We start from the raw sequence: 26,353 nt of genomic DNA, 5'->3' as shown, positions 1-26,353 counted from the left end.
CTCAGTTTACGTCGGGCGCTTGCGCGCGGGCGGGGCGGGGACGGCGCGGACGCTCGGCCTCGGGCGGCAGCTCGACCTCATCGCGCCCGAGGGCGGCGAGGTGACTGCGGGAGATGTCGGCGACCGCCTGCGCGATCGCGGGGTCCTCGCCGCGGGCGAGGCCGGCGTACTCCAGGCGGATCGCTCCGTCTACCGGGGTCGCCTTGACCCACAGGCGCCGGCGCGGCACGAAGAGCCCCGCAAGCAGGCCGAGGGTGGCGAGGATCGCGAAGACGAGCACGAACGGCGCCCCCACGTCGCGGTGGATCGACAGCGAGACGTAGCGCTTGACCGCCTCCTGAGCGCCGGATGCGCGCTGGTCCTCGAAGGTCACGGTGCCACGACCGCCCGGGAGGTCGACGGTCTGACCGGGTTCGAGCTCGAGCGACGCGGCCTCCGCGTCGCCGCCGGCGATCTGCTCCATGCCGGTCGGGTCGAGCGTGTAGACCGAGCGGGGCGTCCCGTCGTCGATGCCGAGGTCGCCCTCGTAGACACGGAAGGTCACGAGCGGGTTGGTGAGGTCGCCGTAGGCGGAGGCGATGGCCCCCGTCTCGAGCGTCGCTGCCGTCGGGTAGAAGAAGCCGGCGAATCCGAGCTGCTTCGGCATCCCGTCGGCGATCTTGACGACGCCGATCGAGGTCATGTTGTTGTCCTGCGGCAGGAACGGCACGTCCTCGCTGAACACGACCTCGCCGGCGGCGTCGCGGACGGTGATCGTGGGGGCGTAGCCGTTGCCCATCAGATAGACGCGGTCACCCTCGATCCCGTAGGGGTGGTTGACACGCACCTCCCCGTCGCGCGGCTCCTGCCCGGGCTCGGTCACCGTGAGGTGGGCGAGGAAGTCTCCGGCCATCCCGTGACCCGGTCCCCCGCTGAACGGGCCGTACGTCACGTCGAACTTGTCGAGGGTGAGCGAGTACGGCGGCATCTGGTCGGTGTCGACGAAGCGGCCCGGGTTGAACGAGGTGTACCCGAGACCGAGCGAGTTGACGAACGTGTCACCCTCGACGATGACGGTCTGACCCGTGTACGTCAGCCCGCCGCCGATGCCGACCGAGATCAGCACGCCCACGAGCGCACCGTGGAAGACGAGGTTGCCCGTCTCGCGCAGGTAGCCCCGCTCGGCCGAGACGGATGCCACCTGGCCCGAGTCGTACCGCTCGACGCGGTAACCCGACTTGCGCAGCTGTCGCTGAGCCTCGTCGACGGCCGCCGACGCCGCGGCCGCGGCATCCTCGTCGTCGCGCAGGGCGACTCCGACCGTGTGGTGATCGGCCAACCGGGACAGGCGCACGGGGGTGCGGGGCGGGCGCGACTTCATGGCCTGCCAGTGGTGCTTCGTGCGCGGGATGACGCACCCGACGAGCGAGACGAACAACAGGATGTAGATCGCCGAGAACCACACCGAGGTGTACACGTCGAACATCTGGAGCGCATCGAGGATGGGGTACAGATCGGGGTTGTCGGTGCGCCACTGGGTGACGCCGTTGGGGTCGGCGCTGCGCTGCGGCACGATCGACCCCGGGATGGCCGCGATCGCGAGCAGGAGCAGCAGGACCAGCGCCGTGCGCATGCTCGTCAGCTGCCGCCAGCCCCACCGCAGCCACCCGACGAAGCCGAGCTGGGGCTGGGTGATCTCGCGGTCGCCGTCGGCGGGTTCGGCCGCGGGAGCGGCGTCGGAGTGGTCGCCCGGTCGCAGCGGCGCCGAGGGATCGGCCTGGTCAGAGGAAGGTCGGGACACCGGCCACCACTCCTTGGAAGACGGACATGATCGTGGTCCAGACGCCGGTGACCATCAGCAGGCCGAGGACGACGAGCAGCGCTCCCCCGGCGATGTTCACGACGCGGATGTGGCGGCGCACGAAGGCCACCGAGCGAGTGGCCCAGCTCGCGCCCAGCGCCAGCAGGACGAATGGGATGCCGAGCCCCAGCGAGTACGCCACGGCGAGAACGCCCGCGCGGGTCGGGTCGGCTTGGCTGAGGGCGATCGAGAGGATCGCGGCGAGGGTCGGACCGATGCAGGGCGCCCAGCCGATGCCCATCGCGATGCCGAGCAACGGCGCTCCGGCGAGGCCGAGGTTCTGCCGCAGCTGCGGCCGGTAGATCCGCTGCGCGAAGCCGAACATGCCGACGAACACGAGCCCCAGGACGATCACGACGGCGCCGAGGACGCGCGTGATGACCTCCTGGTACTCGAAGAATGCGCGGCCGATCGTGCCCGCGAAGACACCCATCGCGAGGAAGACGACCGTGAACCCCGCGATGAACAGTCCGACGCCGAGCAGCAGGCGTCCGCGGCCCGGCGCGGACGTCGGAGAATCCGTCGAAACGCGGACCGATCCGGCGGCACCCTCCGAGCTTTCCGACATTTTCCGAGCTTCACCGCGGCTGGCGACCCGCTCAGCGGGCTCGCGCGGCGTGACCGCGCTGCCGAGGAAGCCCAGGTAGCCGGGGACGAGCGGCAGCACGCACGGCGACAGGAACGACACCAGTCCCGCGAGCACGGCGATCGGCACCGCGAGCCACAGGGCTCCGCCGAAGACGATCTCGCCCGGGCTCACGACGATCCCGCGCCGGCGCCCGCCTTCGCGGCGTCCTCGACGAGGGTGCGGAGGATGCCGGCATCCCGCAGCTGGCCGACGATGCGGGCCGCTACGCGCCCTTCGGTGTCGAGCACGAGCGTCGTCGGCGCCGCCTGGACCGACGCGGATGCCGCGAGCGCGAGCTTCAGCTCGCTGTCGCCCTGCATGAGGAGCGAGGGGTAGCTGATGCCGTAGTTCCGCTCGAAGGCCGAGGCCTGCTCGGGACCGTCGTAGATGTTGACGCCGAGGAATTCCGCGCCGACCTCCTGCGTATCGGTGTAGACCTCTTCGAGCAGCGGCGCTTCGGCGCGGCACGGGCCGCACTGCGCGTACCAGAAGTTGAGGACGAGCGGCTTGCCGGCGTAGTCCGCGCTCGAGATCGTCGAGCCGTCGACGGCCGTGCCGCTGAACGCGATCGGAGCGCCGCGCTCGGCCTCGGGGATCTCGGTGGTCGTGCCATCGCCCGAGATGAACCCCTTGTTGTCGCCGTCGCGGTACTGCCCGGCGAGGTCGTCGTTGGGGCTCGAGCAGGCGGCGAGGCCCGCCGCGAGTCCGAGTGCGAGGACGGCGGCCACAAGGCGGCGCTTCATCAGACTGCTCCTACATCGACGGCGCCCGCGGTCGATGCGGGCTCGGCGTACGCGACCTCGCGCCACGCGGCGCGCTCTCCCCCGTCGGAGAGCTCGAAGCTCGTGACGCTCGAGAGCGCGCATCGACGCCGACGCGGGTCGTGGCGCAGCGGCTCGCCGGCGATCGCGAGGTGGGTGATCCAGATCGGCAGCTGGTGCGAGACGATCACCGCATCGCCCGAATCGGTCGAGTGCCACAGGTCGCGCATGGCCGCATCCATGCGCGCGACGATCTCGAGGTAGGGCTCGCCCCAGCTCGGAGTCGCCGGCGTGCGCAGGTGCCACCAGTTCCAGGGGTTGACGAGGGCGTTGCGCATGCGCCGACCCTCGAAGACGTTGTGCGGCTCGATGACTCGTTCGTCGATGACAGGATCGAGGCCGAAGAGCTCGGTGAAGGGCTCGGACGACTCGCGCGTGCGCTGCAGCGGCGACGACATCAGGGCGGTGACCGGGCGGTCGAGCGACGCGACGTGCTCGGCGGCCGAACGGGCCATGCGCCGTCCGTCCTCGCTCAGTCCGAAGTGCGGCAGCCGTCCGTAGAGCACGCGCTGGGGGTTGTGAACCTCACCGTGGCGCACGAGATGGAGACGGGCTGCGGGCACGGTCTCCAGTCTACGGCGGCAGCTCCTATGCGGACCCTGAGCGCCCGATCGGCCGGCAGCCGGTGGGTCAGGACCCCTCGACGCTCGGCTCCGGCGCCGGCCCCGCGCCCGCGGCTCGATCTCGACGCAGATCGCGCACGCGCTTCACGACGAACCAGACGATGAGCACCGCGACGACGACGATCACGATCAGCTGGAAGGTCTCGGCGTAGCGCTCGACGATGTGCCAATTCTCGCCGAGGAGGAAGCCGGCCATCACGAAGATCGAGTTCCAGATCAGGCTTCCCGCGGTGGTGAGCAGGCCGAACTTCCACCAGTGCATCCGCGCGACCCCGGCTGGGATCGAGATGAGGCTGCGGAACAGCGGCACCATCCGTCCGAAGAACACCGCGATCGAGCCGTGCTTCTCGAACCAGTGGACCGACCGCACGACGTCGTCGCCGGTCACCAGCGGCATCCGGTCGGCGATGCGGCGCAACCGCTCCGCTCCCAGCCAGCGGCCGAGGAAGTACAGGATGTACGCGCCGAAGACCGACCCGAACGTGGTCCACAGGATCGCCTCGGCGAGCGTGAAGGATCCGCGTGAGGCCGCGAGCCCGGCCATCGGCAGGACGACCTCACTGGGGATCGGCGGGAACAGGTTGTCCATGCCGACCGCGATCGCCGCCCCCGCCGGCCCGATCGTGTCCATGAGCGAGACGGTCCAGTCGGCGAGCGTGGTCAGCCACGACCCGCCCTCGTCTGCGGAGGCCTCCGACGCGTGGGCGTAGGCGGTGCGGGTCATGACGGTCATCGGGTGCCTTCGCGCTCGGTGATCGGATGCCCGGCCGGGCCCCGCGCACAGCCTAGGACGGCAACGTCGGAGATTGCTGGACGCGTAGACTCTCCCCTCGTGAGTGAACGCGTTCTCGTCCAGCAGCTGCAGGCCCGCCCCGACGGCCCCGTTTCGGTGTCCGGATGGGTCGAGACCGTCCGCGATCAGAAGAAGGTGCAGTTCGTCATCCTCCGCGACGAGACCGGCGCCGTGCAGCTGGTCAACCCCGCGACGCGCCCGGCCGAGGACGGCAGCGAGCAGGATGCCGCGGCCCTCGCCCTCACCGAGCTGATCTCGAACCTCTCGACGGGCACGTTCCTCACCGTCACGGGCGAGCTCAAGCACGACGAGCGCGTCAAGCTCGGCGGCGTCGAGATCAAGATCGGCGCCCTCGACATCGCGGCCGCCGCCCTCCCCGAGACGCCCATCGCGGCCGACTCCGGTCTCGACAAGCGCATGGACTGGCGCTTCCTCGACCTGCGTCAGCGCCGCAACAACCTGATCTTCCGCGTGCAGACGACGCTCGAGCACGCGATGCGCACGTACTGGATCGAGCGTGACTACATCGAGATCCACTCCCCCAAGCTCATGGCCTCCGCTTCCGAGTCGGCCGCCGAGCTGTTCGAGGTGCCCTACTTCGAGGACAAGACGGCGTACCTCGCGCAGAGCCCGCAGTTCTTCAAGCAGATGGCGCAGTCGGCGGGCTTCGGCAAGATCTTCGAGATCGGCGACGTCTTCCGCGCCGACCCGTCGTTCACCTCGCGGCACGCGACCGAGTTCACCTCGATCGACGCCGAGATCAGCTGGATCGACTCGCACGAGGACGTCGCTGCGATGCAGGAAGAGCTGCTGCAGTTCGCCTTCCAGGCCGTCAAGGACAAGCACGGCGACGAGATCGCCGAACTGTTCGGTGTCGAGGTGCAGGTTCCGCAGACCCCGTTCCCCCGCATCCCCCTGGCCGAGGCCCGTGAGATCGTCGCGGCACGCGGCTACGACATCCCGCGCACCGACGGCGACCTCGACCCCGAGGGCGAACGCCAGATCTCGGCGCACGTGCTCGAGACCTACGGTCACCAGTTCGTCTTCATCACCGACTATCACCCCGAGATCCGCGCTTTCTACCACATGCGCGACGAGGAGACCGGGCTGACCAAGTCGTACGACCTGCTCTTCAACGGCGTCGAGATCACGACCGGCGCGCAGCGCGAGCACCGCGTCGACGTTCTCATCGAGCAGGCGAAGGAGAAGGGGCTCGACCCCGAGCACCTCGACTTCTACCTCGACTTCTTCCGCTACGGCGCCCCGCCGCACGGCGGCTTCGGCATGGGCCTCGCGCGCGTGCTGATGCTGCTGCTCGGTGAATCGTCGATCCGCGAGGTCACGTACCTCTTCCGCGGGCCGACGCGCCTCGCCCCGTAACACAACACCCCACGCACCCGGCAAGCGCTCAGGCAGCGTCCGCCGCCGCCCGTATCGTGGCTTCTCCCGTGACGGAAGGAGTACGACGTATGTGGGACGGGTGGATGGAGTTCGCCATCGCGGTGCTGGTGGGTCTCGCGGTCGCCGTGGTGATCGCTGTGGTCGCTCATGTGGCGCTGAGCATCGCCGCCCGACGGCAGCGCTGGCCGGAGGTGCTCGGCCGCCGCTCGCGCGCGCCGTTCCGTTCGCTGCTCGTCGCCATCGTCCTGTGGGCCGCCGTGCAGACCGCCTTCCCCGACGAGCTCTGGCGGTCGGTCTTGAGCCAGCTGCTGACGATCGTCATCATCGCCGCGAGCGCCTGGCTGCTCGCCTCGCTCGTGCTGGTCGTCACCGACATCGCACTCGGCCGTTACCGCATCGATGTGCCGGACAACCGCGTCGCCCGCCGTATCCGCACGCAGATGCTCATCGTGCGGCGTCTGGCCGTGGCGATCATCATCGTGATCGGCATCGGCGCGGCCCTCCTGACCTTCGACTCGGTGCGGGCGGTGGGGGCGAGCGTCCTGGCCTCCGCGGGAATCGCGTCGGTGGTCGCGGGACTGGCCGCCCAGTCGGTGCTCGCCAACGTCTTCGCGGGGCTGCAGATCGTCTTCAGCGACGCCCTGCGCGTCGACGACGTCGTCGTGGCCGACGGCGAATGGGGCCGCGTCGGAGAGATCACCCTCAGCTACGTCGTGCTCGACCTGTGGGATGACCGCCGACTCGTCCTTCCCTGCACCTACTTCACCACGACGCCGTTCGAGAACTGGACGCGGCGCGGCTCCGAGCTGCTGGGGGCCGTCGAGATGGATCTCGACTGGAACGTCTCGCCCGCCGCGATGCGCGCGCACCTGCACGACGTGCTCGAGAAGACCGACCTCTGGGATCGCCGGACGTCGGTGCTGCAGGTGACGGATGCCGTCGCCGGCTACGTCCGCGTGCGCATCCTGGTCACCGCGAAGGACGCTCCCACGCTGTTCGACCTCCGCTGCCTCGTGCGCGAAGCGATGGTCACGTGGGTGCAGCGCACGATGCCGCAGGCCGTTCCGGTTCAGCGGATCGTCATGTCGGATGCCACGGCCCCAGGGCACCACACCGACGACCCGATCACGCACGACCCCACCCCGACCAACGACGGGCTCTTCACCGGCAGTGCCGAGGCCGAACGACGGGCGAGCACGTTCACGAACGCGATCCCGGTGGTCATGACGGACGAGCTCGCCGAGCGCGATCGGCGGAACTGAGACCCCCTCGGGGCGAGCCGGTCGAGGCCGGGTCGCTCAGACCTCGAAGTCGACCGAGATGCGACTCGCGACGACGCCGCGGACGAAGGCGGCGACCTCCTGGTGAGCCGGGTGCACCTGGTACGCCTCGAGACCGGCGACATCGTCGAAGTCGGCGACGAGGGCGACGTCGCCGTTGACATCGGCGTAAGCCGCGTTCGGCCCGATGCTCAGCGAGCGGATCGAGGGGACGACACCGACGAGACCCTGGATGCGGCGCGCCACCTCGGCGGCGTGCTCGGCCCGGGTCTCGGGGTCTTCGGCGGCGAGCTTCCAGGCGACGACGTGGCGGATGGTCATGCGGACTCCTCGTTCGGGGTCGGGGTTTCGTCGGTCAGCGCGGCGCGCAGCCGGTCGGCCGACACGCGCCAGTGCGCGTGGAGGCGGTCGTCGATCAGCACGACGGGGATCTTCTCCCACCACTGCTCGAAGAGCGCCGGGTCGTCGAAGATCGACCTCTCGACGACCTCGACGTCCGCGTCACCGGGCAGGTCGGCCACGACGGTGTCGACGATCTCGCGGGCGACGTCGCAGAGGTGGCAGCCGGGCTTGGAGATGAGCGTCAGCGTGGACATCGGTGGCGCGCCGCTGTCAGCGCTCGAGCTCGAAGCCGCGCGAGGCCCACTCGCCCGTGCCGCCGGCGACGTTCGTGGCGTCGTAGCCGCGTGCCTCGAGGGCGGCGACGACCTGGGCCGACCGTCCGCCGGCCTGGCAGATGACATCGAAGGCGCCGTCGGGCAGCTCGTCGATCCGCTCACCGAGCTGCGACATCGGGATGCTGATCGCGCCGGGGACCCGTCCCGCGGCGAACTCGTGATCCTCGCGGACGTCGATGAGGGGGATGTCGCGGCCCGCGCGGAGCTCGTCGATGGTGATGGATTTCATGCTCGTTCCTCCACGTTCAGCCTAGGCCGCGGCGCCGTGGGGCGGCCGCATCCGGAAAGCACGAAGCGCCCCTCGGCCGGAGCCGAATGGGGCGCTCAGTGACGTCGCCGCGACTTACTTCTTGTTGCGGCGCTGGTGGCGAGTCTTGCGAAGCAGCTTGCGGTGCTTCTTCTTCGCCATGCGCTTGCGGCGCTTCTTGATGACAGAACCCACGGAAAACCTCACTATGTCAGGGTCTGGACGCATCTCGTCTGCGTCCGGGAACAGGCACCTCGCGAAAAATGCCTCGGATCAGTCTAGCCGACGTCGGCGATCGGCCGTTGCACAGCGTCGCGCACGGCAGATTCGGGCACGCGATAGCTCCGACCGAAGCGGACAGCCGGCAGCTCGTCGGAATGCACGAGGCGATACACCGTCATCTTCGACACCCGCATGATCTCGGCCACCTCCGCAACGGTGAGGAAGCGCACATCGGGCAGCTCGGCCATCGTCATCCCTTTCCCCCGGATGCGAACACTCTAGGGGCGCGGCGCGACGCGTGTAAACCGGAGTGACACGTGTTGCGGACCGGGCACGGATCCCGCCGCGTCAGCGACCGGAGCGCTTGCCGAACACGCTCGTGACGGCGTGCTTGGCGGATGCCGCGGCCCGGCCGACGAGCTCGGCCGCAGCCACGGCCTGTTCGGGGAGGGCGGCGACGGGCTCGGCGTCGTAGGCCTCGGAGGACAGGAAGGGGACGAGCCAGTCGTCGACGATGTCGAGCGGCTCGGGCGACAGGCTGTAGTACCGATGCTGCCCTTCCTCTCGGACCGTGACGAGCTCGGCACCCCGGAGGACCTTCAGGTGCTTGGAGATCGTCGGCTGGCTCACCCCGAGCTCACTGACGATCTGCGAGACGCTCGTGCCGGACGAGCGGGGATCGGAGTCGCGATCGAGCAAGAGCCGCAGGATGTCCCGACGGGTACCGTCGGCGATCACGTCGAAGATGTCCGCCATGCCATCAGGTTAGTCGGCGCACGCGCCCGAGTACCATGACATCGGCACCGACCTACTGCGGCGCCGGGAGCAGCAGCTGCGATCGTGGGGAGGAACACGCATGGCGGACAGGTCCGTCGGCGCGATCGTCCTCCACCGCCTCGGTGGTTTCGGGCGCAGCGCCTGGGACGCCGGGCGTGATCTGGCGACCGCGTCGCCGTCTCGGTTCGCGGTGCTGATCTTCTCGACGCTGATCCTCGTCTTCACGACGCTGTTCTCCCTGCCGGCGGCATCCGCATCGGGCCGGGCGACCCCGTTCGCCGACGCGCTGTTCACCGCGGTGTCGACGATCTGCGTCGCGGGGCTCGCGACCGTCGACATGGCCACGCACTGGTCGCCGTTCGGTCACGTCCTGATCTACATCGGCGTCAACGTGGGTGCGCTCGGCGTGCTGACCCTCGCGTCGATCCTCGGCCTCGTCATCTCCAAGCGCCTCGGTCTGCGCGCGAAGCTCATCGCCGCCGGCGACAGCAATCCGATGCGCGCACACGGCGGTCCCGTCAACGAAGGTCAGGCCGTCCGCCTCGGCGAGGTCGGCTTGCTGCTGCGCACCGTCGCGCTGTCGACGCTCGTCATCGAGGCGGGGCTGGCGATCCTGCTGTATCCCTCGCTGCTGTTCGGCGGCGTCGATCCGCTCACCGCGCTGTGGGAGGCCCCGTACTACGCGGCGATGGCCTTCACCAACACCGGCTTCTCGCCGAATGCCGAGGGCCTGCAGCCGTTCGCCCAGGACTACGTGATGCTCACCGTGCTCATGGCGGGGGTGTTCCTCGGCTCGATCGGCTTCCCGGTGATCTTCACGCTCTGGCGCCACCAGTGGCACGTGCGGGCTTGGTCGCTGCACGCGAAGCTCACGATCATCACCACGATCATCCTGTTCTTCACCGGCGCCGGAGTCTTCCTGCTCCTCGAGTACGACAATCCGGCGACCTTCGGGTCGATGGAGGCGTGGGACACCACGTTCCAGGCGTTCTTCATCTCGGCGATGACCCGGTCGGGCGGCTTCTCGATCATCGACATCGGCGAGATGCACGGCTCATCCCTCATCGTCGGATCGATGCTCATGTTCGTCGGCGGCGGCTCGGCCTCGACCGCGGGCGGCATCAAGGTCACCACCCTCGCGGTGCTCGCCCTCGCCGTGTGGTCCGAGGCGAAGGGGCGCCCGTCGGTGCAGGTGTTCCGCCGCCGCATCCCCAGTGACGTGCAGCGCGTCGCGCTCTCGGTCGTCGCCTGGAGCGCCACGATCGTCGCGATCGGCACCGTCACGATCGCGCAGATCACCAAGGCCCCCGTCGACGAGGTGCTGTTCGACGTCATCTCCGGGTTCGCGACCGTCGGCCTGTCGACAGGCTTGACGGCCGAACTGCCCGACCCCGCGGTGTACGTCATGGCCCTCGTCATGTTCATGGGCCGCGTTGGTACAGTGACTCTCGCTGCAGCGGTGGCCGCGGCATCCCGTTCGCAGTTGTACGCCCTGCCCGTCGAAAGGCCGATCGTTGGTTGAGCAGATCCGAAGCGACGCTCCCGTCCTGGTCATCGGGCTGGGGCGCTTCGGCGCCGCCTGCGCGGGAGAGCTCGACCGCCTCGACCGCGAGGTGCTCGCGATCGACGACAACCTCGAGCTCGTCCAGAAGTGGTCGGAGCGCGTCACGCACGCTGTGCAGACCGACGCCCGCAACCTCGACGCGCTCAAGCAGATCGGTGCGCAGGACTTCCAGGTCGCCGTCGTCGCCGTCGGCTCGTCGATCGAGGCGTCGGTCCTCATCACCGCGAACCTCGTCGACCTGAAGGTCCCGCAGATCTGGGCGAAGGCGGTCTCGCAGTCGCACGGCAAGATCCTCGCCCGCGTCGGCGCCAACCACGTCGTGTACCCCGAGCGCGAGGCCGGCGAGCGCGTCGCGCACCTCGTGAGCGGGCGCATGCTCGACTTCATCCGTTTCGACGACGACTTCGTGCTCGCGAAGATGTACCCGCCGAAGTTCATCCGCGGCGTCGGCCTCAACGAGTCGGGCGTGCGGACGAAGTATCGCGTCACGGTCGTCGGCGTGAAGAGCCCCGGCAAGCCGTTCCGCTATGCCGAGGCCAACACCGTCGTGACCAACCACGACCTCATCATCGTCTCGGGCACGAACTCCGACATCGAGCGCTTCGCCTCCCTCGACCGCTGACCGGGTTTGGTCGCCGCGGTGTCGCGGTGTGCCGGGGTCAGGCGCCGGCGGCGAGCTCGCGGGCGCGGGCCAGAGCCGCGTCGGTCGCGCGAGCGAAGACGTCGTCGAGGCGGGCCTCCTGCAGCACGGCGATCGCCCGCTCGGTGGTGCCCTTCGGGCTCGTGACGCGTCGGCGCAGCTCGGCCGGGTCCTCACCGGATGCATCGAGCAGAGCGGCCGCGCCGATGAAGGTCTGCTCGGCCATCACCCGCGCGTCGGGCTCGGCGAAGCCCTTGTCGATCGCGGCGCGGGTGAGCTCCTCGATCAGCAGGAACACGTAGGCGGGGCCCGAGCCGGAGATCGTCGAGAGGGCGTCGATCTGCGCTTCCGGAACCTCGACGACGACGCCGCACGTCTCGAACAGCGCACGCACGGTCGCCCGGTGATCGTCGGATGCCGCGGGGCCGGCGGCCAGCCCGGTGACGGCCTTTCCGACGACGGCGGGGGTGTTGGGCATCGACCGGATGACTGCGACATCCGACCCCAGGATCCCGGCGAAGGTGTCGATCGTGACGCCCGCGGCGAGACTCACCACCACCACCCCCGGGCGCAGCACCGGCGCGATCTCGCGCAGCAGGTCGGGCACCATCGCGGGCTTGACGCCGATCAGGACCACATCGGCCGCGGCGGCGGCATCCGTGTTGCCCGTGGGAGTGTCGGCGAGCGCGACGCTCGTCACTCCCGGCAGGTCGGAGAGGGCGGCGGCCTTCTCGGCGGTGCGGTTGGTGACGGTCACTCCCCCGGCCGCGGCGCCCGAGGCCACGAGCCCCGACAGCACCGCACCTCCCATCGAACCGGCTCCGAGGATGGCGATCGGGGGCAGGGCGACGAGGTCGGGCATGCGGCCATCTTAAGTCCGGCCGTTTCCCAGCGGAGGGAACGGGCGCGAGGTAGAGTCGAAGCGTCCGCGGGCGCGGAGGCGCTCGCCGCGCAGAGCAGAGCGAAGGATCCCGCCATGCCCCTCTTCGACGGCATCACGCCACGCACCATCGAGACGTCGCGCCTGGCGGTGAACATCCTCGAACGCGCCGCAGACGACCCCGAGACCCCGGCCGACCGCACGCTCGTGCTGCTTCACACGGCTCCCGGGTCGAGCCTCTTCTGGCAGGAGATCATCGAAGACCTGCCGAGCGACGTCCGCCCGATCGCCATCGACCTCCGTGGCTTCGGCGACACCGAACGGCTTCCCGTCGACGCGACCCGCGGCGTCCGCGACTTCTCGGACGACGTGCGGGCGACGCTCGAGGCTCTGGGCCTCGATGCCGTGCACCTCGTGGGCTGGGGCCTGGGTGCCGCGGTCGCGATGCAGTACGCCCTCGATCACCGGGTGCTCTCGCTGAGCCTGCTCTCGCCCGTGTCGCCGCACGGCTTCGGCGGTACCCGCCTCGACGGCACGCGCCTGACCGACGATGACGCCGGATGCGGCGCGGGCGCCGTCAGCCCGGCCCTCGTCGACCGCCTCACGGCTCGCGACGCGGGCGACGACGAGGGCACCGCCCGTTCGTTCTTCCGCACGTCGTTCGTCTCGCCCGACTACGAGTCCGACAACGAGGACACGTGGGTCGAGGCGATGCTCACGACCTCGACGGCCGAGGGCAACTACCCCGGCGACAGTGTTCCGAGCGAGAACTGGCCCGGTTTCGCCGCGGGCCGGCTCGGCGCTCAGAACGCCCTCGCCCCGGGACACTTCGACGTCTCGTCGATCGTGGACCTGGCGGCCGGTTACGACGCTCCCCCGATCCTGTGGGTACGGGGCGGCGCCGACGTCATCGTCGCCGACGGCTCGTTCGCCGACAGCAGTCACCTCGGCGAGATCGGCGCGATCCCCGGCTGGCCCGGCGTGGAGGCCGCACCGGCTCAGCAGATGGTCGCGCAGACCCGTGCCGTGTTCGAACGGTACCGCGAGGCGGGCGGTCAGGTGACCGAGGTGGTCATCGAGGGCGTCGGGCACGCCGTGCACCTCGAGCGCCCGGGCAAGGTGCGCACCGCGATCCTGTCGACGATGGGCTACCTGGGAACGCCCATCTCGCCGGCTCCCCCGACCGAGGCGATCATCCTCAGCTCCTGGGACTGACCGGACCCGTCATCGTTGCTGCGCGAAGAACGTGCGCAGCAGCGCCGACGACTCCGCGGAGCGCACGCCCGCGACGACCTCCGCCCGCACGGGCAACCGACGGTCGCGCACGAGGTCGTACTGCGACCCGGCGGCTCCGGCTTTGTCGTCCCACGCCCCGAAGACGAGTCGCGAGACGTGCGCCTGCAGAAGCGCGCCCGCGCACATGATGCAGGGCTCGAGCGTCACGGTGAGAGTGCACCCCGACAGGTTCCACGACCCGGTCGCGGCCGCCGCGGCGCGCAGCGCGACCACCTCGGCATGAGCCGTCGGGTCGCCGGTCGCCTCGCGGAGGTTCCGGCCCTCGCCGATCACCGCACCCGCGGCATCCGTCACGACCGCGCCCACGGGGATGTCGCCGGCCGCCGCAGCCGCCTCTGCGAGCTCGAGGGCGCGCGCCATGCTGCGGATGTCGCCAGCGGATGCCGTGAGGGTCACCGCACCAGCGTAGAGCCGAGGACACACGGGCCGTCCGCGTAGGATCATCACATGCGTGTTCACGTCGCCGACCACCCCCTCATCACCCATAAGCTCTCGGTCCTGCGCGACAAGAACACCACGTCGCCGGTGTTCCGCCAGCTCACCGAAGAGCTCGTCACCCTGCTCGCGTACGAGGCCACGCGTAACGTCCGCACCGAGCAGGTGGAGATCGAGACCCCGGTGACCCGGACGACCGGTCTGGCGATCGCGAAGCCGCGTCCCCTCGTGGTGCCGATCCTGCGGGCCGGGCTGGGCATGCTCGAAGGCATGACCAAGCTCCTCCCCACGGCCGAGGTGGGCTTCCTGGGCATGGCACGCAACGAGGTCACGTTCGAGCCGACCACCTACGCGGAGCGCCTGCCCGACGACCTGAGCGACCGCCAGTGCTTCGTGCTCGACCCGATGCTCGCCACGGGCGGGTCGCTGGGGGCCGCAATCGACTTCATCTTCAAGCGCGGCGCGCAGGACGTCACCGCGATCTGCATCCTCGGTGCTCCCGAGGGCCTTGCTGCGATCGAGAAGCAGGTCGGCGACCGCGACGTGACCCTCGTCCTCGGCTCGCTCGACGAGCGTCTCGACGAGCGTGGCTACATCGTGCCCGGTCTCGGCGACGCCGGCGACCGCCTCTACGGCACCGTCGACTGACCCGCGAGCCGCGATCGCGGTAGCGAGCGCACCTCCGCGAATGAGGCGCAGTTCAAGCTGCGCCTTTCGGTGGGAAGTGGGCTCGATAAGAGCGACCAGCGCGCTTCAGACCGCTCCAACGAGGCGAGCGAACGCGCTCATCCGCGCGACGCCCTCGGGCGTGCGCGGCAGATCGTCGAGGATGCCGGTGCCGTAGACGATGTACGCCGTGTGCTGAGCACGTGAGACGGCGACGTTGAGGCGGTTCTGCAGCAGCAGGAACTCCAGTCCCCGCGGTGCGTCGCGACCCGAGGATGCCGCGAGCGACACGATCGCCACCGCCGCCTCCTGACCCTGGAAGCGGTCGACCGTTCCCACCGGCACCTCGGTGTATCCCGCTGCGGCGAGCGCTTCTTCTACGAGAACCTGCTGCGCGTTGTACGGCGTGACCACGATGATGTCGCGCTGTTCGAGCGGACGCGGTGCGAGCGCGGCGTCGGGCAGCCACGCGCGGCCGAGAAGATCGCCGACCAGGCCAACGACGACCTCGGCTTCCTCGGGCGCGGCGGTGGCATTGCGCCGATGCGCGACGGGCACCGGCACGACGCCCGGGGCCACGCCCTCGAGCAGCCGATCCGCCGTCGACGCGTGCGCGGCGAGACGTCCGTCATAGGCCAGCACGGAGACCGGTTCGGCGACCTCCGGCCGCATCCGCCGGGTCTCGGCCAGGAAGAACCCGCGGTCGGCGGGGATGACGTGCGCGCCGTCCATGATCCAGCCGAGAGCCGACGTGTCGACCGGCTCGGGGTGCGTACCCTGGCTGACCTGCGGCAGCTGCTGCGGGTCGCCCAGGAGGAGGAGGCGGGATGCCGCGACCGAGACCGCGATCGTCGAGGCGAGCGAGAACTGGCCCGCCTCGTCGATCACGAGCAGATCGAGGCTGCCGCGCGGGATGCGACCCGCGTGGGTGAGGTCCCACGCTGTGCCGCCGATGACGTAGCCATCCGGACGGGTCGCGGTGAAGTCCGCCACGCCGTTCTTCGGGATGACGGTGAAGGCCTCATCACCGGTCGGCTCGCCCTTCACCGCCTTGGCGATCTTCTCGCGGGGCACTCCCGCTGCCGCGATGCGGTCGAGCATGTTCTCGACGACGGCGTGCGACTGCGCGACGACACCGACGCGGTAGCCGCGTTCACCGACCAGGCGCGCGACGACGTGCGACCCGACATAGGTCTTGCCCGTGCCCGGCGGGCCCTGGACCGCCAGATAGCTGCGGTCGAGGTCGACGATAGCGCGCGAGATATCGGCAACGGGGTCGGATCCATCGCCGGGCAACCCGCCGGAAAGCATCCGCGGCGGCCGGCGCAGCAGGAGATCCGTGGCGGGGTCGGCCGGCAGTTCGGGCGCCGCGGCGATCACCTCGTCGGCCCACGCGTCGATCGCCGCCTGCTGGCTTCCCGCCGGAGGCGGGGCCGCCGGGGTCAGCGCGATCGGCAGCTCCGACCACATGTACGCCCCCGCAGCGAGCTCCTCGACGATCGCGCCGTCGTCGAGCACCTCGACGACCCGGACGCGCCGGTCGGCGTGGATGAAGCGGGGCCGCGGTTCGGTCGGGAACGGCGCGGGCGACTCGTAGATCGCGAAGGGGGACGAATCGACGCTCAGCCGTGTGCCCGGCGCGACCTCGCCGCGGAGCTCGAGGACGCGCCGGTCGGTTCGGGCTCCCTCGGGGCGATGCCAGTCCTCGAGCACGCGGCTGCGCTCCGCCGCGACGGCGACGACATCACGGGTGTCCTCCCACATCGAGAGCGGTTCGCGCAGACGGAGGAAGTGGGTGGCCCAGAAGGATTTCGCCTCGCGCGGGTAGTAGTCGATCGCTGCCGCCCCGAGCCGGAGCGCCACGGCGGCCGGAGCCTCGGTGCCCGCGGGGTCGCCTGTGGCAGCGGCATCCGCGAGCCGTGAGAGCGCGGTCGCTCGCGGCGACGGCTCGTAGGCGCGCTCTTCGGGCTCGACGTCTGCCGAGGGCCGCAGCTGCGCCTCTCGCGCCCGATCGACGAGCCAGTCGCGCAGGCGCCGAGTGGAGACGCAGTCGTAACGGTTGTAGTCGGCGAGGTCGGCGAGGATCGCGGCGGCTCCGTCCGCGTCACCGGACTCGGCGAGCGCCCGCGCCTCGACGTAGCGGACGATCGAGTCGTCGCCCTTCTGGACATCGCTCGTCCGGACCTCGGCGCCCATGTACAACGGTTCGAGCTTCTTGATCGAGTACGATCGCGACCCCACCCGCAGCGCCCGGCGGACGATCGGATACAGGTCGACGAAGACGCCGTCGCGCAGCAGCCGGTCGACCTCGGCCTCGCCGACGCCGTACCGCGCGGCCATCGCGAGAAGGTGCGTCGGCTCGTACGGTGCGTAGTGGTAGATGTGCATCGCCGGGTGCGCGGCGCGGTGCACGGCGACGAAGTCGAGGAAGGTCTGGAACGCCGCCTTCTCCTCGTCGAACGTGTGAGCCCACAGCGCGGAGTACTGCTCGCGCAGGTCGACCCACCCGAACAGGTAGTCGATGCCCCAGTGGCGACCCGGCCCTTCGGTGTAGAGCGGGTCGCCCTCGAAGTCGAAGAACAGGTCGCCGAGGTCGGGCCGGGGAAGCGCGCCGAGCGCCTGGGGGAAGACGACCTCGAAGGTCGGCAGGGGCGCAGCGCTCGGGGCGTTCTCGGGGTCGCCGTCGACCGCGGCCGTGACGCCTCCCGCCGGGCTCTCGAGTTGAAGCCGCGCTTGGGTGCGGAGCCCGGTGAACGTGTCCCACGACATCCGCGCGGGCGCTTCACGTGCCGCGGCCAGCTCGTCGATCGTCGTGACTCCGGCGGCCCGCAGACGCTCGCGCTGGATCGGCCGCATCCCCGCGACGAGCAGGAGATCTCGCGCGGCCACGACCTCGAGGTCGCAGGTCGCGCAGCGTCCGCAGGCCGCGATCCGCAGGTCGCCACGGTCGTCGCCCCACGCGATGGGCTCACCTGCCGCGCCCGTAGCGACAGCACGATCGGCGATGAGCGAGCGCAGACGCTCGCGACGCAGGACGAACACCGGGGCGATGTCGGCCCGGGCGTGCCGCGACACCGTCCCGTCGCCGAGCAGCAGCTCGACGTGATCGGCCACGCGGGCGCCCTCGCGATCGAGCTGGACGGCATACGCCTCGAGCTGCATCAGCGCGGTGACGCGGGCGTGACGCGCGAGCTTGGTGTCCTGCACGATCCACCGGCCGTCGTCGTCGCGCAGCAGGAAGTCGGCGAACCCGACGAAGTCGGTGTCGGAGAACGCGGCCTGGTAGATCACTCGCGCGTCCGATGCGAGGGCCTCGCGCGTGAGCGCGACGGCCTGTGCCAGGCCCGCGGCATCCGATGACCGTGTCTCGGGAATCTCGGTCACGCGGTCACCGAACTCGGCGCGGTACGCCGCGAGCTGGCGCTCTTCGTGCCGGTCGCCGAGACGTCCGGCCCGCTCGAGCGTCGGGTCGTCGGGCTCGTCGACCGCCGCGACGCGTCCGAGCTTGGCGTCGATCGCGCGCAGCCAGGCGAACTCGCACTCGGCCGCGGCCTTGAGGTCGCTCGCGCTCCAGACGACCCGGCCTTCGTCCTCGATGTATCGCATGATCCCCTTCCGTTCAATGACCCTAGCCGCGGGGTGCGACACCGCCGACGCCGGTGCCAGACTGAGGAGGGTGAACGAGTCGCTCCCCTTCGCCAGCGCGTACGCCCACGGCTTCGCGCGGGTCGCCGCCTGCACCATTCCGGTGGCCATCGCCGATCCCGCCGCCAACGCCGAGGCCGTGCTCGCCGAGGCGCACGCGTGCGACGCCGACTCCGTCGCGGTCGCCGTGTTCCCCGAGCTGTGCCTCACCGGGTACGCCATCGAGGACCTCGTGCTGCAGGATGCCGTGCTGGATGCCGTCGACGCGGCGATCGAGCGCATCGTCGAAGCATCCGTCGATCTCATGCCGGTGCTGGTGGTCGGTGCCCCGCTCCGCCACCGCAGCCGCCTGTACAACTGCGCCGTCGTCATTCATCGCGGCGAGATCCTCGGTGTCGCGCCGAAGGCCCACCTGCCCACCTACCGCGAGTTCTACGAGCGTCGCTGGTACGCCGCGGGTGAGGAGTGGGACGGTGAAGGCATCCGCATCGGCTCGCACGAGACCGTGTTCGGGACCAACCTCCTCTTCGACGTCCGCGACGTGCCCGGGCTCGTCCTGCACGCCGAGGTGTGCGAGGACATGTGGGTGCCGGTGCCGCCCTCGTCGCGTGCGGCTCTCGCGGGAGCGACGGTGCTCGTGAACCTCTCGGGCTCGCCGATCACGATCGGCCGGGCCGACGACCGCCGCACGCTGGTGCAGTCGCAGTCGCTGCGATGCCTCGCCGTCTACGCCTACGCCGCGGCGGGTCTCGGCGAATCGACCAACGACGTCTCGTGGGACGGCCAGACCATGATCTACGAGGGCGGTTCGCTCCTCGCCGAGACCGAGCGCTTCCCCGACGGGCCGCGGCGCAGCGTTGCCGACGTCGACCTCGACCGGGTGCGCCAGGACCGGTACCGGCAGGGCACCTTCGACGACAACCGCCGCACGACGGCGACCGACTTCCTCACCGTCGAGACGTTCCTGCACCCGCCCGCCGAGGACATCGGCCTGCGGCGCACCCTCGACCGCTTCCCGTTCGTCCCGGACGACCCGGCACGTCTCGACCAGGACTGCTACGAGGCGTTCAACATCCAGGTGTCCGGGCTCGAGCAGCGGATGCGCGCCATCGGCGGCCCCCGCCCCGTCATCGGCGTCTCGGGCGGACTCGACTCCACCCATGCGCTGCTCGTCGTCGCCCGCGCGATGGACCGCATGGGGCGACCGCGCAGCGACATCCTCGCCTACACGATGCCCGGCTTCGCCACGAGCGACCACACGAAGTCGAACGCCGTCGCCCTCGCCGAGGCGATCGGCGCGACGATCGAGACGATCGACATCCGCCCCGCCGCGAACGAACTCCTGCGCGGCATCGGACACCCTTACGCCTCCGGCGAGCCTGTGTACGACGTGACGTTCGAGAACGTCCAGGCCGGTGTGCGGACCGACTTCCTGTTCCGGCTCGCGAACCGCCTGAACGGCATCGTCATCGGCACCTCCGACCTCTCGGAGCTCGCGCTCGGCTGGGCCACCTACGGCGTCGGCGACCACATGAGCCACTACGCGGTCAACGTCGGCGTTCCGAAGACGCTCATGCAGCACCTCATCCGGTGGGTCATCGCGCATCGCGAGGGCACGGGGACCGATCTGTCCGATGAGGCCGTCGCCGTGCTGCAGTCGGTCCTCGACACCGAGATCAGCCCCGAGCTCGTGCCCGCCGGCGAAGACGGCAAGGTGCAGTCCACGGAATCGACGATCGGGCCCTACGCCCTGCACGACTTCGCGCTGCACCACGTCCTGCGCTACGGGTTCCGTCCGTCGAAGATCGCCTTCCTCGCTCAGCACGCGTGGTCGGATGCGGATGCCGGCGACTGGCCGGTCGGCTTCCCCCGCGACAGCCGGTACGCGTACGACCTCGCCGAGATCACCCAGTGGCTGCAAGTGTTCATCAAGCGGTTCTTCGGCTTCGCGCAGTTCAAGCGCAGCGCGATCCCCAACGGACCCAAGGTCGCCGCGGCCGGCTCGCTGTCGCCGCGAGGAGACTGGCGCGCGCCGTCGGACGGCAACGCCGAGGCGTGGCTCGCCGAGCTCCGTCGGGCGCTGCCCGATCTCGTCGACTGACCCGGACCGGGTCGAGTGACCGGCCTGACCGGAAAGACTCGGGTCAGGCCGTCGGGAGGGTGCCGTAGGCCAGGGTGATGAGCCACCCGTCGCGCGAGATGTCGACGAGCGTGTACTTCATGTTGCGATCGGGGATCCAGCCGCGGTGCCGGCCCGGATCGAGCCTGACCTGCTCCGGCGCGACACGGACACCGCGACCGTCGGCCTCGAGCACCGCCTGCACGTGAACCCAGTGGTCGACGAGCTCGAGGGTGTCGGCCCCGGAGAACAGGCGCGAGTGCTTGCGCATCCGGGCCAGATCGGCCGGCTCGGGGTGCGCGTCGCGGATGTCGATGCCGAGCGGCAGTCCCGGGTCGCTGACCGCGACGACCGTCGCCGCGCGGAAGCTGGCCGTCGTGATCGCCAGCGGCACCTCGACTCCGTCGCGTGAGGCGACGAGGCGCGTGTGATACCCGAAACCGCGCGGCGCCTCGCGTTCGATCCGCACGTCCTTCTCGTCGCAGCCGAGCGCCTGTGCGACGAGCTCGCGCGCGATCATGCGCCGCCGGTGGTGCACCGTGATCGCCGGGTCCCAGCCGAGCCGGGCCGTGATGCCCGCGGGCGTATCGAGAAGTACCGTCTGCATGTCGTCGCTCCCGCCTCTGGATGGTCTGACCTCAGTTCGAGTCTAACGATCACGCCTGCCCGTACCAGGGTGCGCCGCCGGGTCAATCCGGCCCCTGGCCGCTCGCGCTTCCGGTCGACGCGACCTCGCCTAGGCTGACGGGATGAGCCTCGACAACGGCGACGACAAGCGACCGTCCTCCGCCCGCATCGCGATCTGGGTCGTGGTGGGCGGCATCGGCGCCTACCTGCTGATCTCCGGCATCCTCGGCATCATCGCTCGGGGCGGTGCCTGACCGTGCGACGCCTCCTGGTCGTCGCCCACCGCGACGAGCTGACCGGCTTCCCCGCCGACATCCCGGGGTTCGACATCCTGCTGACCGGTCCGGGCAAGCTGCTCGCCGCGCATGAGCTGACCCGCGCTCTCGATCGCACCGTGTACGACGAGATCGTCGTCGTCGGGACGGCGGGGGCGGTGGCCGGCGCTCTCGGACCCGGCATCTACGAGGTCGGCGACGCCGTTCAGCACGACGTGTTCGATCTGGCCGGCGTTCGCGGGCGACACCTCTCGATGCCCGAGCGCGTCGAGGCCGGGGGCGCCGGGGTGCGCATCGCGACGGGTGACGTCTTCGTCGACGATGCCGAGGCGGTCGCCCTCATCCAGTCACTCGGCGCCCAGCTGGTCGACATGGAGACGTACGTCTACATCTGGGTCGCGCAGCGCTTCGGCATCCCCATCCGGGTGCTCAAAGCGGTGTCGGATGATGCCCAGGACGGCGCGACGACCGGGTGGGATGAGGCCGTGGCCGCGTGCAGCCGAGCTCTGTACGAGCGGATCCGCGCCGACTACGGCGTCTGATCGCTGCTGCGCGCGAACAGCCGGCGTAGCAGCAGGAACACGACGAGGGCGACGACCGCGACGAGCCCGAGCTTGACCGCGAACACGGCCAGGCGCAGCACGATGTCGACGATCACCCACGCGACGAAGATCGCGGCGATCACTCCGACGACGGTCCAGAAAGTCCTCACGACGCCAGCCTAGTCGCGCTCGCTGAGCGCCTCCTGCCGGATGATGCTCGGGCCCTCGCGCGTCGCCTCGACGACGATCTGTGCGGCGAGCTGCTCCTTCATGCCCTCGACGTGACTGATGACGCCGACGGTCCGGCCGCCCGCGCGCAGCTCGTCGAGAGTGCGCATCGCAAGCTCGAGGGTCTCGGGATCGAGCGACCCGAAGCCCTCGTCGACGAAGAGCGTGTCGAGACGGATACCGCCGGCACGACCGGTGACGACCTCGGCGAGACCGAGCGCGAGGGCGAGGGAGGCGAGGAAGGTCTCTCCTCCCGACAGCGATTGCGGCGAGCGGAGACGGCCGGTGTGCGCGTCGAGCACCTCGAGCCCGAGTCCGGATGCTGCGCCACGGGCCTGCAGCGCGTCGCTGTGGTGGAGGGTGTAGCGACCCGACGACATGTCGCGCAGGCGCAGGTTGGCGGCGGCGACGATCTCTTCGAGCTCGGCCGCGAGCACGAAGGTCTCGAGATCCATCTTCCGGGTGTTGGGCGCACGGCCGGCGACGGTGTCGGCGAGGCGGGTCACCGTCGCCGTCCGCTCGGCGAGACCCGCCACCGCGACGAACGCGTCGTCGATGCGCAGGAGGAGGTCGCGCATCGTCTCGGCGGCGTTGACGGCATCGCGGTGCGCAGCGATCGCCGCGCTGCGGGCGCGGTCTCCGGCGGCGACCGCCTCCGCAGCGGCCTCGAGATCGGGCCGCTCGTCGGGCAGCCCCGCGGCAGCGAGCTCGAGTTCGAGCAGGCGGGCGCGTGTGGCCGCGACGTCCGCGGCGTGCTCGGCGACGCGCCGCGTGAGGGCGGTTCGCTCGTTATCAGGGAGCAGCGCCTCGCGCACCTCGCCGACGTCCGCGAACACCGATGCCTCGATCCGCTGCGCCCGGTCGTTCGCCGCATCACTCGCGGTCGCCTCGCTGTGGGCGAGCGCCCGCCGGCTCTCGAGCACCGCGCGCGCGAGGTCACGCCGCTCGGTCGCCGCCGCGATGCGCTCCGCGACCGTCGCGAACGGACCCCGCGCGTCGGCCACCTCCCTCTCCAGGCGCGCGAGCGTCGTCGTCGCGACGGCGGAGCGCTCGCGCGCATCGGCCAGGGCGGCCGCGAGGCGAGAGCGTTCCTCGGTGGCCTCCGCGTCGAGACGGTCGAGCACGTCGCGCTTCTCGGTGAGAGCGATGACTCGCTCTGCGCCGCGTTCAGAGGATGCCAGCTCGTCCCGGGCCTGAGCGAGCAGGTCCGCGAGCTCGTCGCTGCCGCGTGCGCCCGCGCGCGCTGTCGCGGCGGCGAGCTCTGCGCGCAGCAGGGCGGCGCGCTCGCCCGCGTCGCGGGCCTCGGCGGCGGCGGCATCCCGCGCCGACTCCGCGTCGGCCAGATCGTCGTCCGTCACACCGTCGTCCGCCGGGGGTGCGGGATGCGGGTGATCGAGCGCCCCGCAGACCGGGCAGGCCTCGCCCTCGGTGAGTTCGGCGGCGAGCTCTCCCGCGCGACCGGCCACCCGACGCCGCAGCAGGTCGGTGACGGCGGCGGCTGCCGCCTCCGCGGCACCGCTCGCCCGCAGGTAACGCTCCTCGGCCTCGCCGAGCTTGCCAGCAAGGCGTCCCGCCTCGTCGGCGGCCTCGGCCTGGGCGGCGAGATCACTCACTCGCACGCGCTGCTCGTTGACGCGCGCCGCCGCGAGCGTCTCTGCCGCGAGCTCGGCGGCGACGCGTTCGCGCTCCGCCGGCAGGAGGGCGTGCTGCTCGTCGAGCAGCGTCGCCTGTTCTTGAAGGAGGGCGATCTCGGCCGCGGTCGCGTCTCGCGCGTCGATGGCGTCCGTCAGCTCGTGCTCACGGGCGAGCGCGTCGGTCCAGCGCGCGATGTCGCCGGTCAGGGTCTCGACCAGAGCGGAGATGTCGTCGTCGGTGCCTCCGCCCGCTGCGGTCCAGCGCTTCTCGGCCCGCTCCGCCATCGCGCGGGCCTGCCCCGCCGCTTCGCCCGATCGGTCGGCCTGCTCCAGCGTCGCGCGGAGCGCTTCGGCGGCACGCGCACGCTCGAGTCGGCGTTCAGCCGCAGCCACCTCATCGGCGGCCGCGTCGAGGTCGTCCAGGCGTCGCCGCGCCGCGGCGAGGTCGTCGAGCACCCGCGCCCGCTCGACGAGCTCGGCGTGCGTCGCCACGAGAGCGGCCTGCCGCGACTCCGCCTGCTGGCGGAGTTCGTCGGCCTGTTCCACGCGGTAATCGGCGCGACGACGCGCGCGCTCGACGGCATCACGCCGCCCGGCGAGGTCGAGCGGCGCGGCGTCGCCCGTCGCACCGTCGTCGCCGATGTCGACGCTCTGCTGCGTCATCGCGGCCTCGCCCAGCTCGAGAAGCGTCCGCACCTGATCACCGGCGGCGTCGAGCTCGCGCTGCGCGGCGCGGCGACGCTCCTCGAGGTCGTCCTTGTACTGCTCGAACCGCTTCGTGCCGAACAGGGTGCGCAGCAGCTGCTGCCGCTCGTCGTTGCGGGCGAGGAGGAATCGCGAGAACTTGTTCTGCGCCAGCAGGATCACCTGCTGGAACTGCTGCGCGTTCAGCCCCAGCACCTCGTCGAGCAGCAGGGCGACCTCGCGGGGTTTCGCCGCCCGGCCCACCCACGCACCGTCGACGTGCTGCTCGAGCTCGGCGCGCGCGATCTCGGTCGTGAGCTTGTCGCCGCGCTTCGCGGGCCGCTCGTACTCCGGCGCTCGGGTCACGCGCCAGCGCTGCCCGCCGACGGTGAACTCCAGCCGCACCTCGGTGGGGTCGCCCAGGAAGCTGTGGTCGCTGCGAAGACGCCGCTCACCGTTGTCGTAACGCGGCACCGAGCCGTAGAGCGCGAAGCTCACCCCGTCGAGGATGCTCGACTTGCCCGCGCCGGTCCGCCCCGAGATGAGGAAGACGCCGTCGCGATCGAAGGCGTCGAAGTCGACGGTCTGCTTCTCGCGGAACGGACCGAAGCCGGTCAGCTCCAGGCGATGGAGCTTCACGCCATCGCCTCCACGCGGATCCGCTCGTCGAGGACGTCGGCCAGCAGCTCGCGCTCGCGCTCGTCGGCCCCGGCCCCCTCTCGGACGTGCACGAGGAACGCTTCGACGAGCTCGGCGTCGCTGCGTGCGGCGCGCACGCGGTCGACGTAGGTGCGCGCGTCGCCCGGCGCGGCATCCGACGGGGCGTGCACCACCTTCGCGCAGAACGGGAAGCGTTCCTGCAGACGACGCATCGGATCGCGCTCGGGCAGCGTGTCGGTGTACTCGACGCAGACCCACGCATCGGCGTGCCGCTCGTGCGCGGGATCGGCGAGAACGTCGGCCAGCGGCCCGCGGAGGGTGACCACCCGACGCGGGACCGGCAGCTCGAGCCACCGCGCATCGGCGAAGCCGTCGGCGTCGAGATCGACCAGCCACGAGCCCCGGGGCTTCTCACCCTCGCCGAAGCTGTAGTGGAGCGGCGCACCCGCGTAGCGGACGGCGGGGGCGAGCTGCTGGCGTCCGTGGATGTGCCCCAGCGCCATGTAGTCGACGCCCGCGAAAGCGGACAGCGGCACGACGTCGAGACCACCCTGCTGGATGTCTCGCTCGAGGTGCGGCGTCGGCTCGACCCCCGCAGCGAAGCAGTGGGCGATTGCGACCGACCGACCACCGCGCACCGCCAGGTCGTCGCGCACGAGCCCCATCGCGCGATCGATCACGGCCGCCTGCGACCGGGCCTCGGGCCAGAGGTGTCGCAGCAGCGCCGGCTCGAGGTACGGGATGCCGTAGAAATGCACCGGCCCGTCGGCATCCGCGATCGTGATCGGAGTGCCCACCGCGGCCGGGTCGGTGAGGACGTGGATGCCCTCGCGCAGCAGCCCCGCCTGGAAGCCGAGGCGCGCGGCGGAATCGTGGTTGCCGCTCGTGACGATGACGCACGCGCCGGTGTCGGCGATTCCCCGCAACGTGTCGGAGAGGAGGGCGTAGCAGCCCGCCGCCGGCGCAGCCGAGTCGAACACGTCGCCCGCGACGACCACCACGTCGACCTCGTGTTCGCGCACCTGCGCGGTGAGCGCCTCGAGCACGCCCCGCAGCGCGTCGAGCGTCGAATGACCGTGGAAGGTCCGCCCGATGTGCCAGTCGGAGGTGTGGAGGATCCGCATGCCGACCAGGGTAGGAGGAGGCTCG

At 70.8% G+C, this 26,353-nt stretch carries 27 protein-coding genes; 9 read left to right on the top strand and 18 right to left on the bottom strand.

From position 1 onward, the window contains the following. Window position 1 precedes the first annotated feature (1 nt). From DO944_RS09090 to DO944_RS09070, 5 genes are all read right to left on the bottom strand, one after another. Window positions 2-1,780 carry a cytochrome c biogenesis protein ResB gene (locus DO944_RS09090; protein ID WP_112616715.1) on the bottom strand — a complete coding sequence of 593 codons (1,779 nt, stop codon included), beginning with the start codon at window positions 1,778-1,780 and terminating at the stop codon, window positions 2-4. Then, window positions 1,761-2,600: a cytochrome c biogenesis CcdA family protein gene (locus DO944_RS09085; protein WP_112616713.1), complete on the bottom strand. Its 840-nt coding sequence runs from the start codon at window positions 2,598-2,600 to the stop codon at window positions 1,761-1,763. Before DO944_RS09085 ends, DO944_RS09090 begins: the two co-directional genes overlap by 20 nt. Continuing rightward, the gene (locus DO944_RS09080) at window positions 2,597-3,211 is read right to left on the bottom strand and encodes a TlpA disulfide reductase family protein (RefSeq protein WP_112616711.1); all 615 of its coding nucleotides are present in this window, start codon (window positions 3,209-3,211) and stop codon (window positions 2,597-2,599) included. The genes DO944_RS09085 and DO944_RS09080 overlap by 4 nt, the downstream gene beginning before the upstream one ends. After that, window positions 3,211-3,852 (bottom strand): histidine phosphatase family protein, encoded by a 642-nt coding sequence (locus DO944_RS09075; RefSeq protein ID WP_112616709.1) that lies wholly within the window; start codon window positions 3,850-3,852, stop codon window positions 3,211-3,213. The genes DO944_RS09080 and DO944_RS09075 overlap by 1 nt, the downstream gene beginning before the upstream one ends. Window positions 3,853-3,919: 67 nt before the next feature. Continuing rightward, complete coding sequence (locus tag DO944_RS09070; protein WP_112616707.1) at window positions 3,920-4,645, bottom strand: DedA family protein; 726 nt, start codon at window positions 4,643-4,645, stop codon at window positions 3,920-3,922. Between the two features lie 99 nt (window positions 4,646-4,744). Between DO944_RS09070 and aspS the strand changes: the two genes are divergently transcribed. After that, window positions 4,745-6,085 (top strand): aspartate--tRNA(Asn) ligase, encoded by a 1,341-nt coding sequence (gene aspS, locus DO944_RS09065; protein ID WP_064956100.1) that lies wholly within the window; start codon window positions 4,745-4,747, stop codon window positions 6,083-6,085. 89 nt (window positions 6,086-6,174) lie between these two features. Further along, window positions 6,175-7,368 carry a mechanosensitive ion channel family protein gene (locus DO944_RS09060; protein ID WP_112616705.1) on the top strand — a complete coding sequence of 398 codons (1,194 nt, stop codon included), beginning with the start codon at window positions 6,175-6,177 and terminating at the stop codon, window positions 7,366-7,368. A 36-nt stretch (window positions 7,369-7,404) separates the two neighbouring features. Here DO944_RS09060 and DO944_RS09055 read toward each other — a convergent pair whose 3' ends face one another. The 6 genes from DO944_RS09055 to DO944_RS09030 form a co-directional block, all read right to left on the bottom strand. Next, window positions 7,405-7,707, bottom strand: coding sequence for a Dabb family protein (locus DO944_RS09055; protein WP_112616703.1), 303 nt, complete (start codon window positions 7,705-7,707; stop codon window positions 7,405-7,407). Further along, window positions 7,704-7,982 (bottom strand): glutaredoxin family protein, encoded by a 279-nt coding sequence (locus DO944_RS09050; protein WP_112616701.1) that lies wholly within the window; start codon window positions 7,980-7,982, stop codon window positions 7,704-7,706. Before DO944_RS09050 ends, DO944_RS09055 begins: the two co-directional genes overlap by 4 nt. A gap of 16 nt (window positions 7,983-7,998) precedes the next feature. Next, complete coding sequence (locus tag DO944_RS09045; RefSeq protein ID WP_112616699.1) at window positions 7,999-8,292, bottom strand: rhodanese-like domain-containing protein; 294 nt, start codon at window positions 8,290-8,292, stop codon at window positions 7,999-8,001. A gap of 114 nt (window positions 8,293-8,406) precedes the next feature. Beyond that, on the bottom strand, window positions 8,407-8,505 hold the full coding sequence (locus DO944_RS09040; protein WP_003792170.1) for a 30S ribosomal protein bS22: 99 nt from the start codon (window positions 8,503-8,505) through the stop codon (window positions 8,407-8,409). Window positions 8,506-8,588: 83 nt separating this feature from the next. Then, window positions 8,589-8,780 carry a helix-turn-helix domain-containing protein gene (locus DO944_RS09035; RefSeq protein ID WP_112616986.1) on the bottom strand — a complete coding sequence of 64 codons (192 nt, stop codon included), beginning with the start codon at window positions 8,778-8,780 and terminating at the stop codon, window positions 8,589-8,591. 100 nt (window positions 8,781-8,880) lie between these two features. Beyond that, a complete protein-coding gene (locus tag DO944_RS09030; RefSeq protein ID WP_112616697.1) occupies window positions 8,881-9,288 on the bottom strand; it encodes a helix-turn-helix transcriptional regulator in 408 nt (135 codons plus the stop codon). Between the two features lie 100 nt (window positions 9,289-9,388). On the opposite strand from DO944_RS09030, the gene DO944_RS09025 reads away from it, so the two are divergent. Together DO944_RS09025 and DO944_RS09020 are read left to right on the top strand one after the other, a co-directional pair. Then, window positions 9,389-10,831 carry a TrkH family potassium uptake protein gene (locus tag DO944_RS09025; protein WP_112616695.1) on the top strand — a complete coding sequence of 481 codons (1,443 nt, stop codon included), beginning with the start codon at window positions 9,389-9,391 and terminating at the stop codon, window positions 10,829-10,831. Beyond that, window positions 10,824-11,495 carry a TrkA family potassium uptake protein gene (locus DO944_RS09020; RefSeq protein WP_023952231.1) on the top strand — a complete coding sequence of 224 codons (672 nt, stop codon included), beginning with the start codon at window positions 10,824-10,826 and terminating at the stop codon, window positions 11,493-11,495. The genes DO944_RS09025 and DO944_RS09020 overlap by 8 nt, the downstream gene beginning before the upstream one ends. A 37-nt stretch (window positions 11,496-11,532) precedes the next feature. Here DO944_RS09020 and proC read toward each other — a convergent pair whose 3' ends face one another. Beyond that, window positions 11,533-12,375: a pyrroline-5-carboxylate reductase gene (proC, locus tag DO944_RS09015; RefSeq protein ID WP_112616693.1), complete on the bottom strand. Its 843-nt coding sequence runs from the start codon at window positions 12,373-12,375 to the stop codon at window positions 11,533-11,535. Between the two features lie 114 nt (window positions 12,376-12,489). On the opposite strand from proC, the gene DO944_RS09010 reads away from it, so the two are divergent. Then, window positions 12,490-13,608 (top strand): alpha/beta fold hydrolase, encoded by a 1,119-nt coding sequence (locus DO944_RS09010; protein WP_112616691.1) that lies wholly within the window; start codon window positions 12,490-12,492, stop codon window positions 13,606-13,608. Window positions 13,609-13,617: 9 nt separating this feature from the next. Here DO944_RS09010 and DO944_RS09005 read toward each other — a convergent pair whose 3' ends face one another. After that, entirely contained in the window at window positions 13,618-14,049 is a 432-nt protein-coding gene (locus DO944_RS09005) for a nucleoside deaminase (protein WP_112616985.1), read from the bottom strand. Window positions 14,050-14,136: 87 nt separating this feature from the next. Between DO944_RS09005 and upp the strand changes: the two genes are divergently transcribed. Further along, window positions 14,137-14,772 carry a uracil phosphoribosyltransferase gene (gene upp, locus DO944_RS09000; RefSeq protein WP_023952235.1) on the top strand — a complete coding sequence of 212 codons (636 nt, stop codon included), beginning with the start codon at window positions 14,137-14,139 and terminating at the stop codon, window positions 14,770-14,772. Window positions 14,773-14,877: 105 nt separating this feature from the next. Here the strand turns inward: upp and DO944_RS08995 are convergent, their stop codons facing one another. Further along, a complete protein-coding gene (locus tag DO944_RS08995; RefSeq protein WP_112616984.1) occupies window positions 14,878-18,396 on the bottom strand; it encodes a bifunctional RecB family nuclease/DEAD/DEAH box helicase in 3,519 nt (1,172 codons plus the stop codon). Between the two features lie 70 nt (window positions 18,397-18,466). Between DO944_RS08995 and DO944_RS08990 the strand changes: the two genes are divergently transcribed. Beyond that, complete coding sequence (locus tag DO944_RS08990) at window positions 18,467-20,536, top strand: NAD(+) synthase (protein WP_112616689.1); 2,070 nt, start codon at window positions 18,467-18,469, stop codon at window positions 20,534-20,536. Between the two features lie 43 nt (window positions 20,537-20,579). Here the strand turns inward: DO944_RS08990 and DO944_RS08985 are convergent, their stop codons facing one another. Continuing rightward, on the bottom strand, window positions 20,580-21,161 hold the full coding sequence (locus tag DO944_RS08985) for a hypothetical protein (RefSeq protein ID WP_112616687.1): 582 nt from the start codon (window positions 21,159-21,161) through the stop codon (window positions 20,580-20,582). A 142-nt stretch (window positions 21,162-21,303) separates the two neighbouring features. On the opposite strand from DO944_RS08985, the gene DO944_RS15915 reads away from it, so the two are divergent. Then, window positions 21,304-21,435 carry a hypothetical protein gene (locus tag DO944_RS15915; protein WP_258524632.1) on the top strand — a complete coding sequence of 44 codons (132 nt, stop codon included), beginning with the start codon at window positions 21,304-21,306 and terminating at the stop codon, window positions 21,433-21,435. A 2-nt stretch (window positions 21,436-21,437) separates the two neighbouring features. Then, entirely contained in the window at window positions 21,438-21,998 is a 561-nt protein-coding gene (locus DO944_RS08980) for a nucleoside phosphorylase (RefSeq protein ID WP_112616685.1), read from the top strand. On the opposite strand, the gene DO944_RS08975 is transcribed toward DO944_RS08980, so the two are convergent. From DO944_RS08975 to DO944_RS08965, 3 genes are read right to left on the bottom strand one after another with little or no spacing between them, the layout of a single operon-like run. Beyond that, entirely contained in the window at window positions 21,986-22,168 is a 183-nt protein-coding gene (locus tag DO944_RS08975) for a hypothetical protein (RefSeq protein ID WP_023952247.1), read from the bottom strand. The genes DO944_RS08980 and DO944_RS08975 overlap by 13 nt on opposite strands. Before the next feature lie 9 nt (window positions 22,169-22,177). Next, a complete protein-coding gene (locus DO944_RS08970; protein WP_112616683.1) occupies window positions 22,178-25,183 on the bottom strand; it encodes an AAA family ATPase in 3,006 nt (1,001 codons plus the stop codon). After that, window positions 25,180-26,328 carry an exonuclease SbcCD subunit D C-terminal domain-containing protein gene (locus tag DO944_RS08965; protein WP_112616681.1) on the bottom strand — a complete coding sequence of 383 codons (1,149 nt, stop codon included), beginning with the start codon at window positions 26,326-26,328 and terminating at the stop codon, window positions 25,180-25,182. Before DO944_RS08965 ends, DO944_RS08970 begins: the two co-directional genes overlap by 4 nt. Window positions 26,329-26,353: the final 25 nt, after the last annotated feature.

It is taken from the genome of Microbacterium sp. SMR1 (genome assembly GCF_003289625.1).
In the GTDB taxonomy this organism is placed as follows: domain Bacteria; phylum Actinomycetota; class Actinomycetes; order Actinomycetales; family Microbacteriaceae; genus Microbacterium; species Microbacterium plantarum.
Note: the sequence above shows the minus strand (reverse complement) of the source record. Positions and strands in the feature narration are given on the sequence as shown.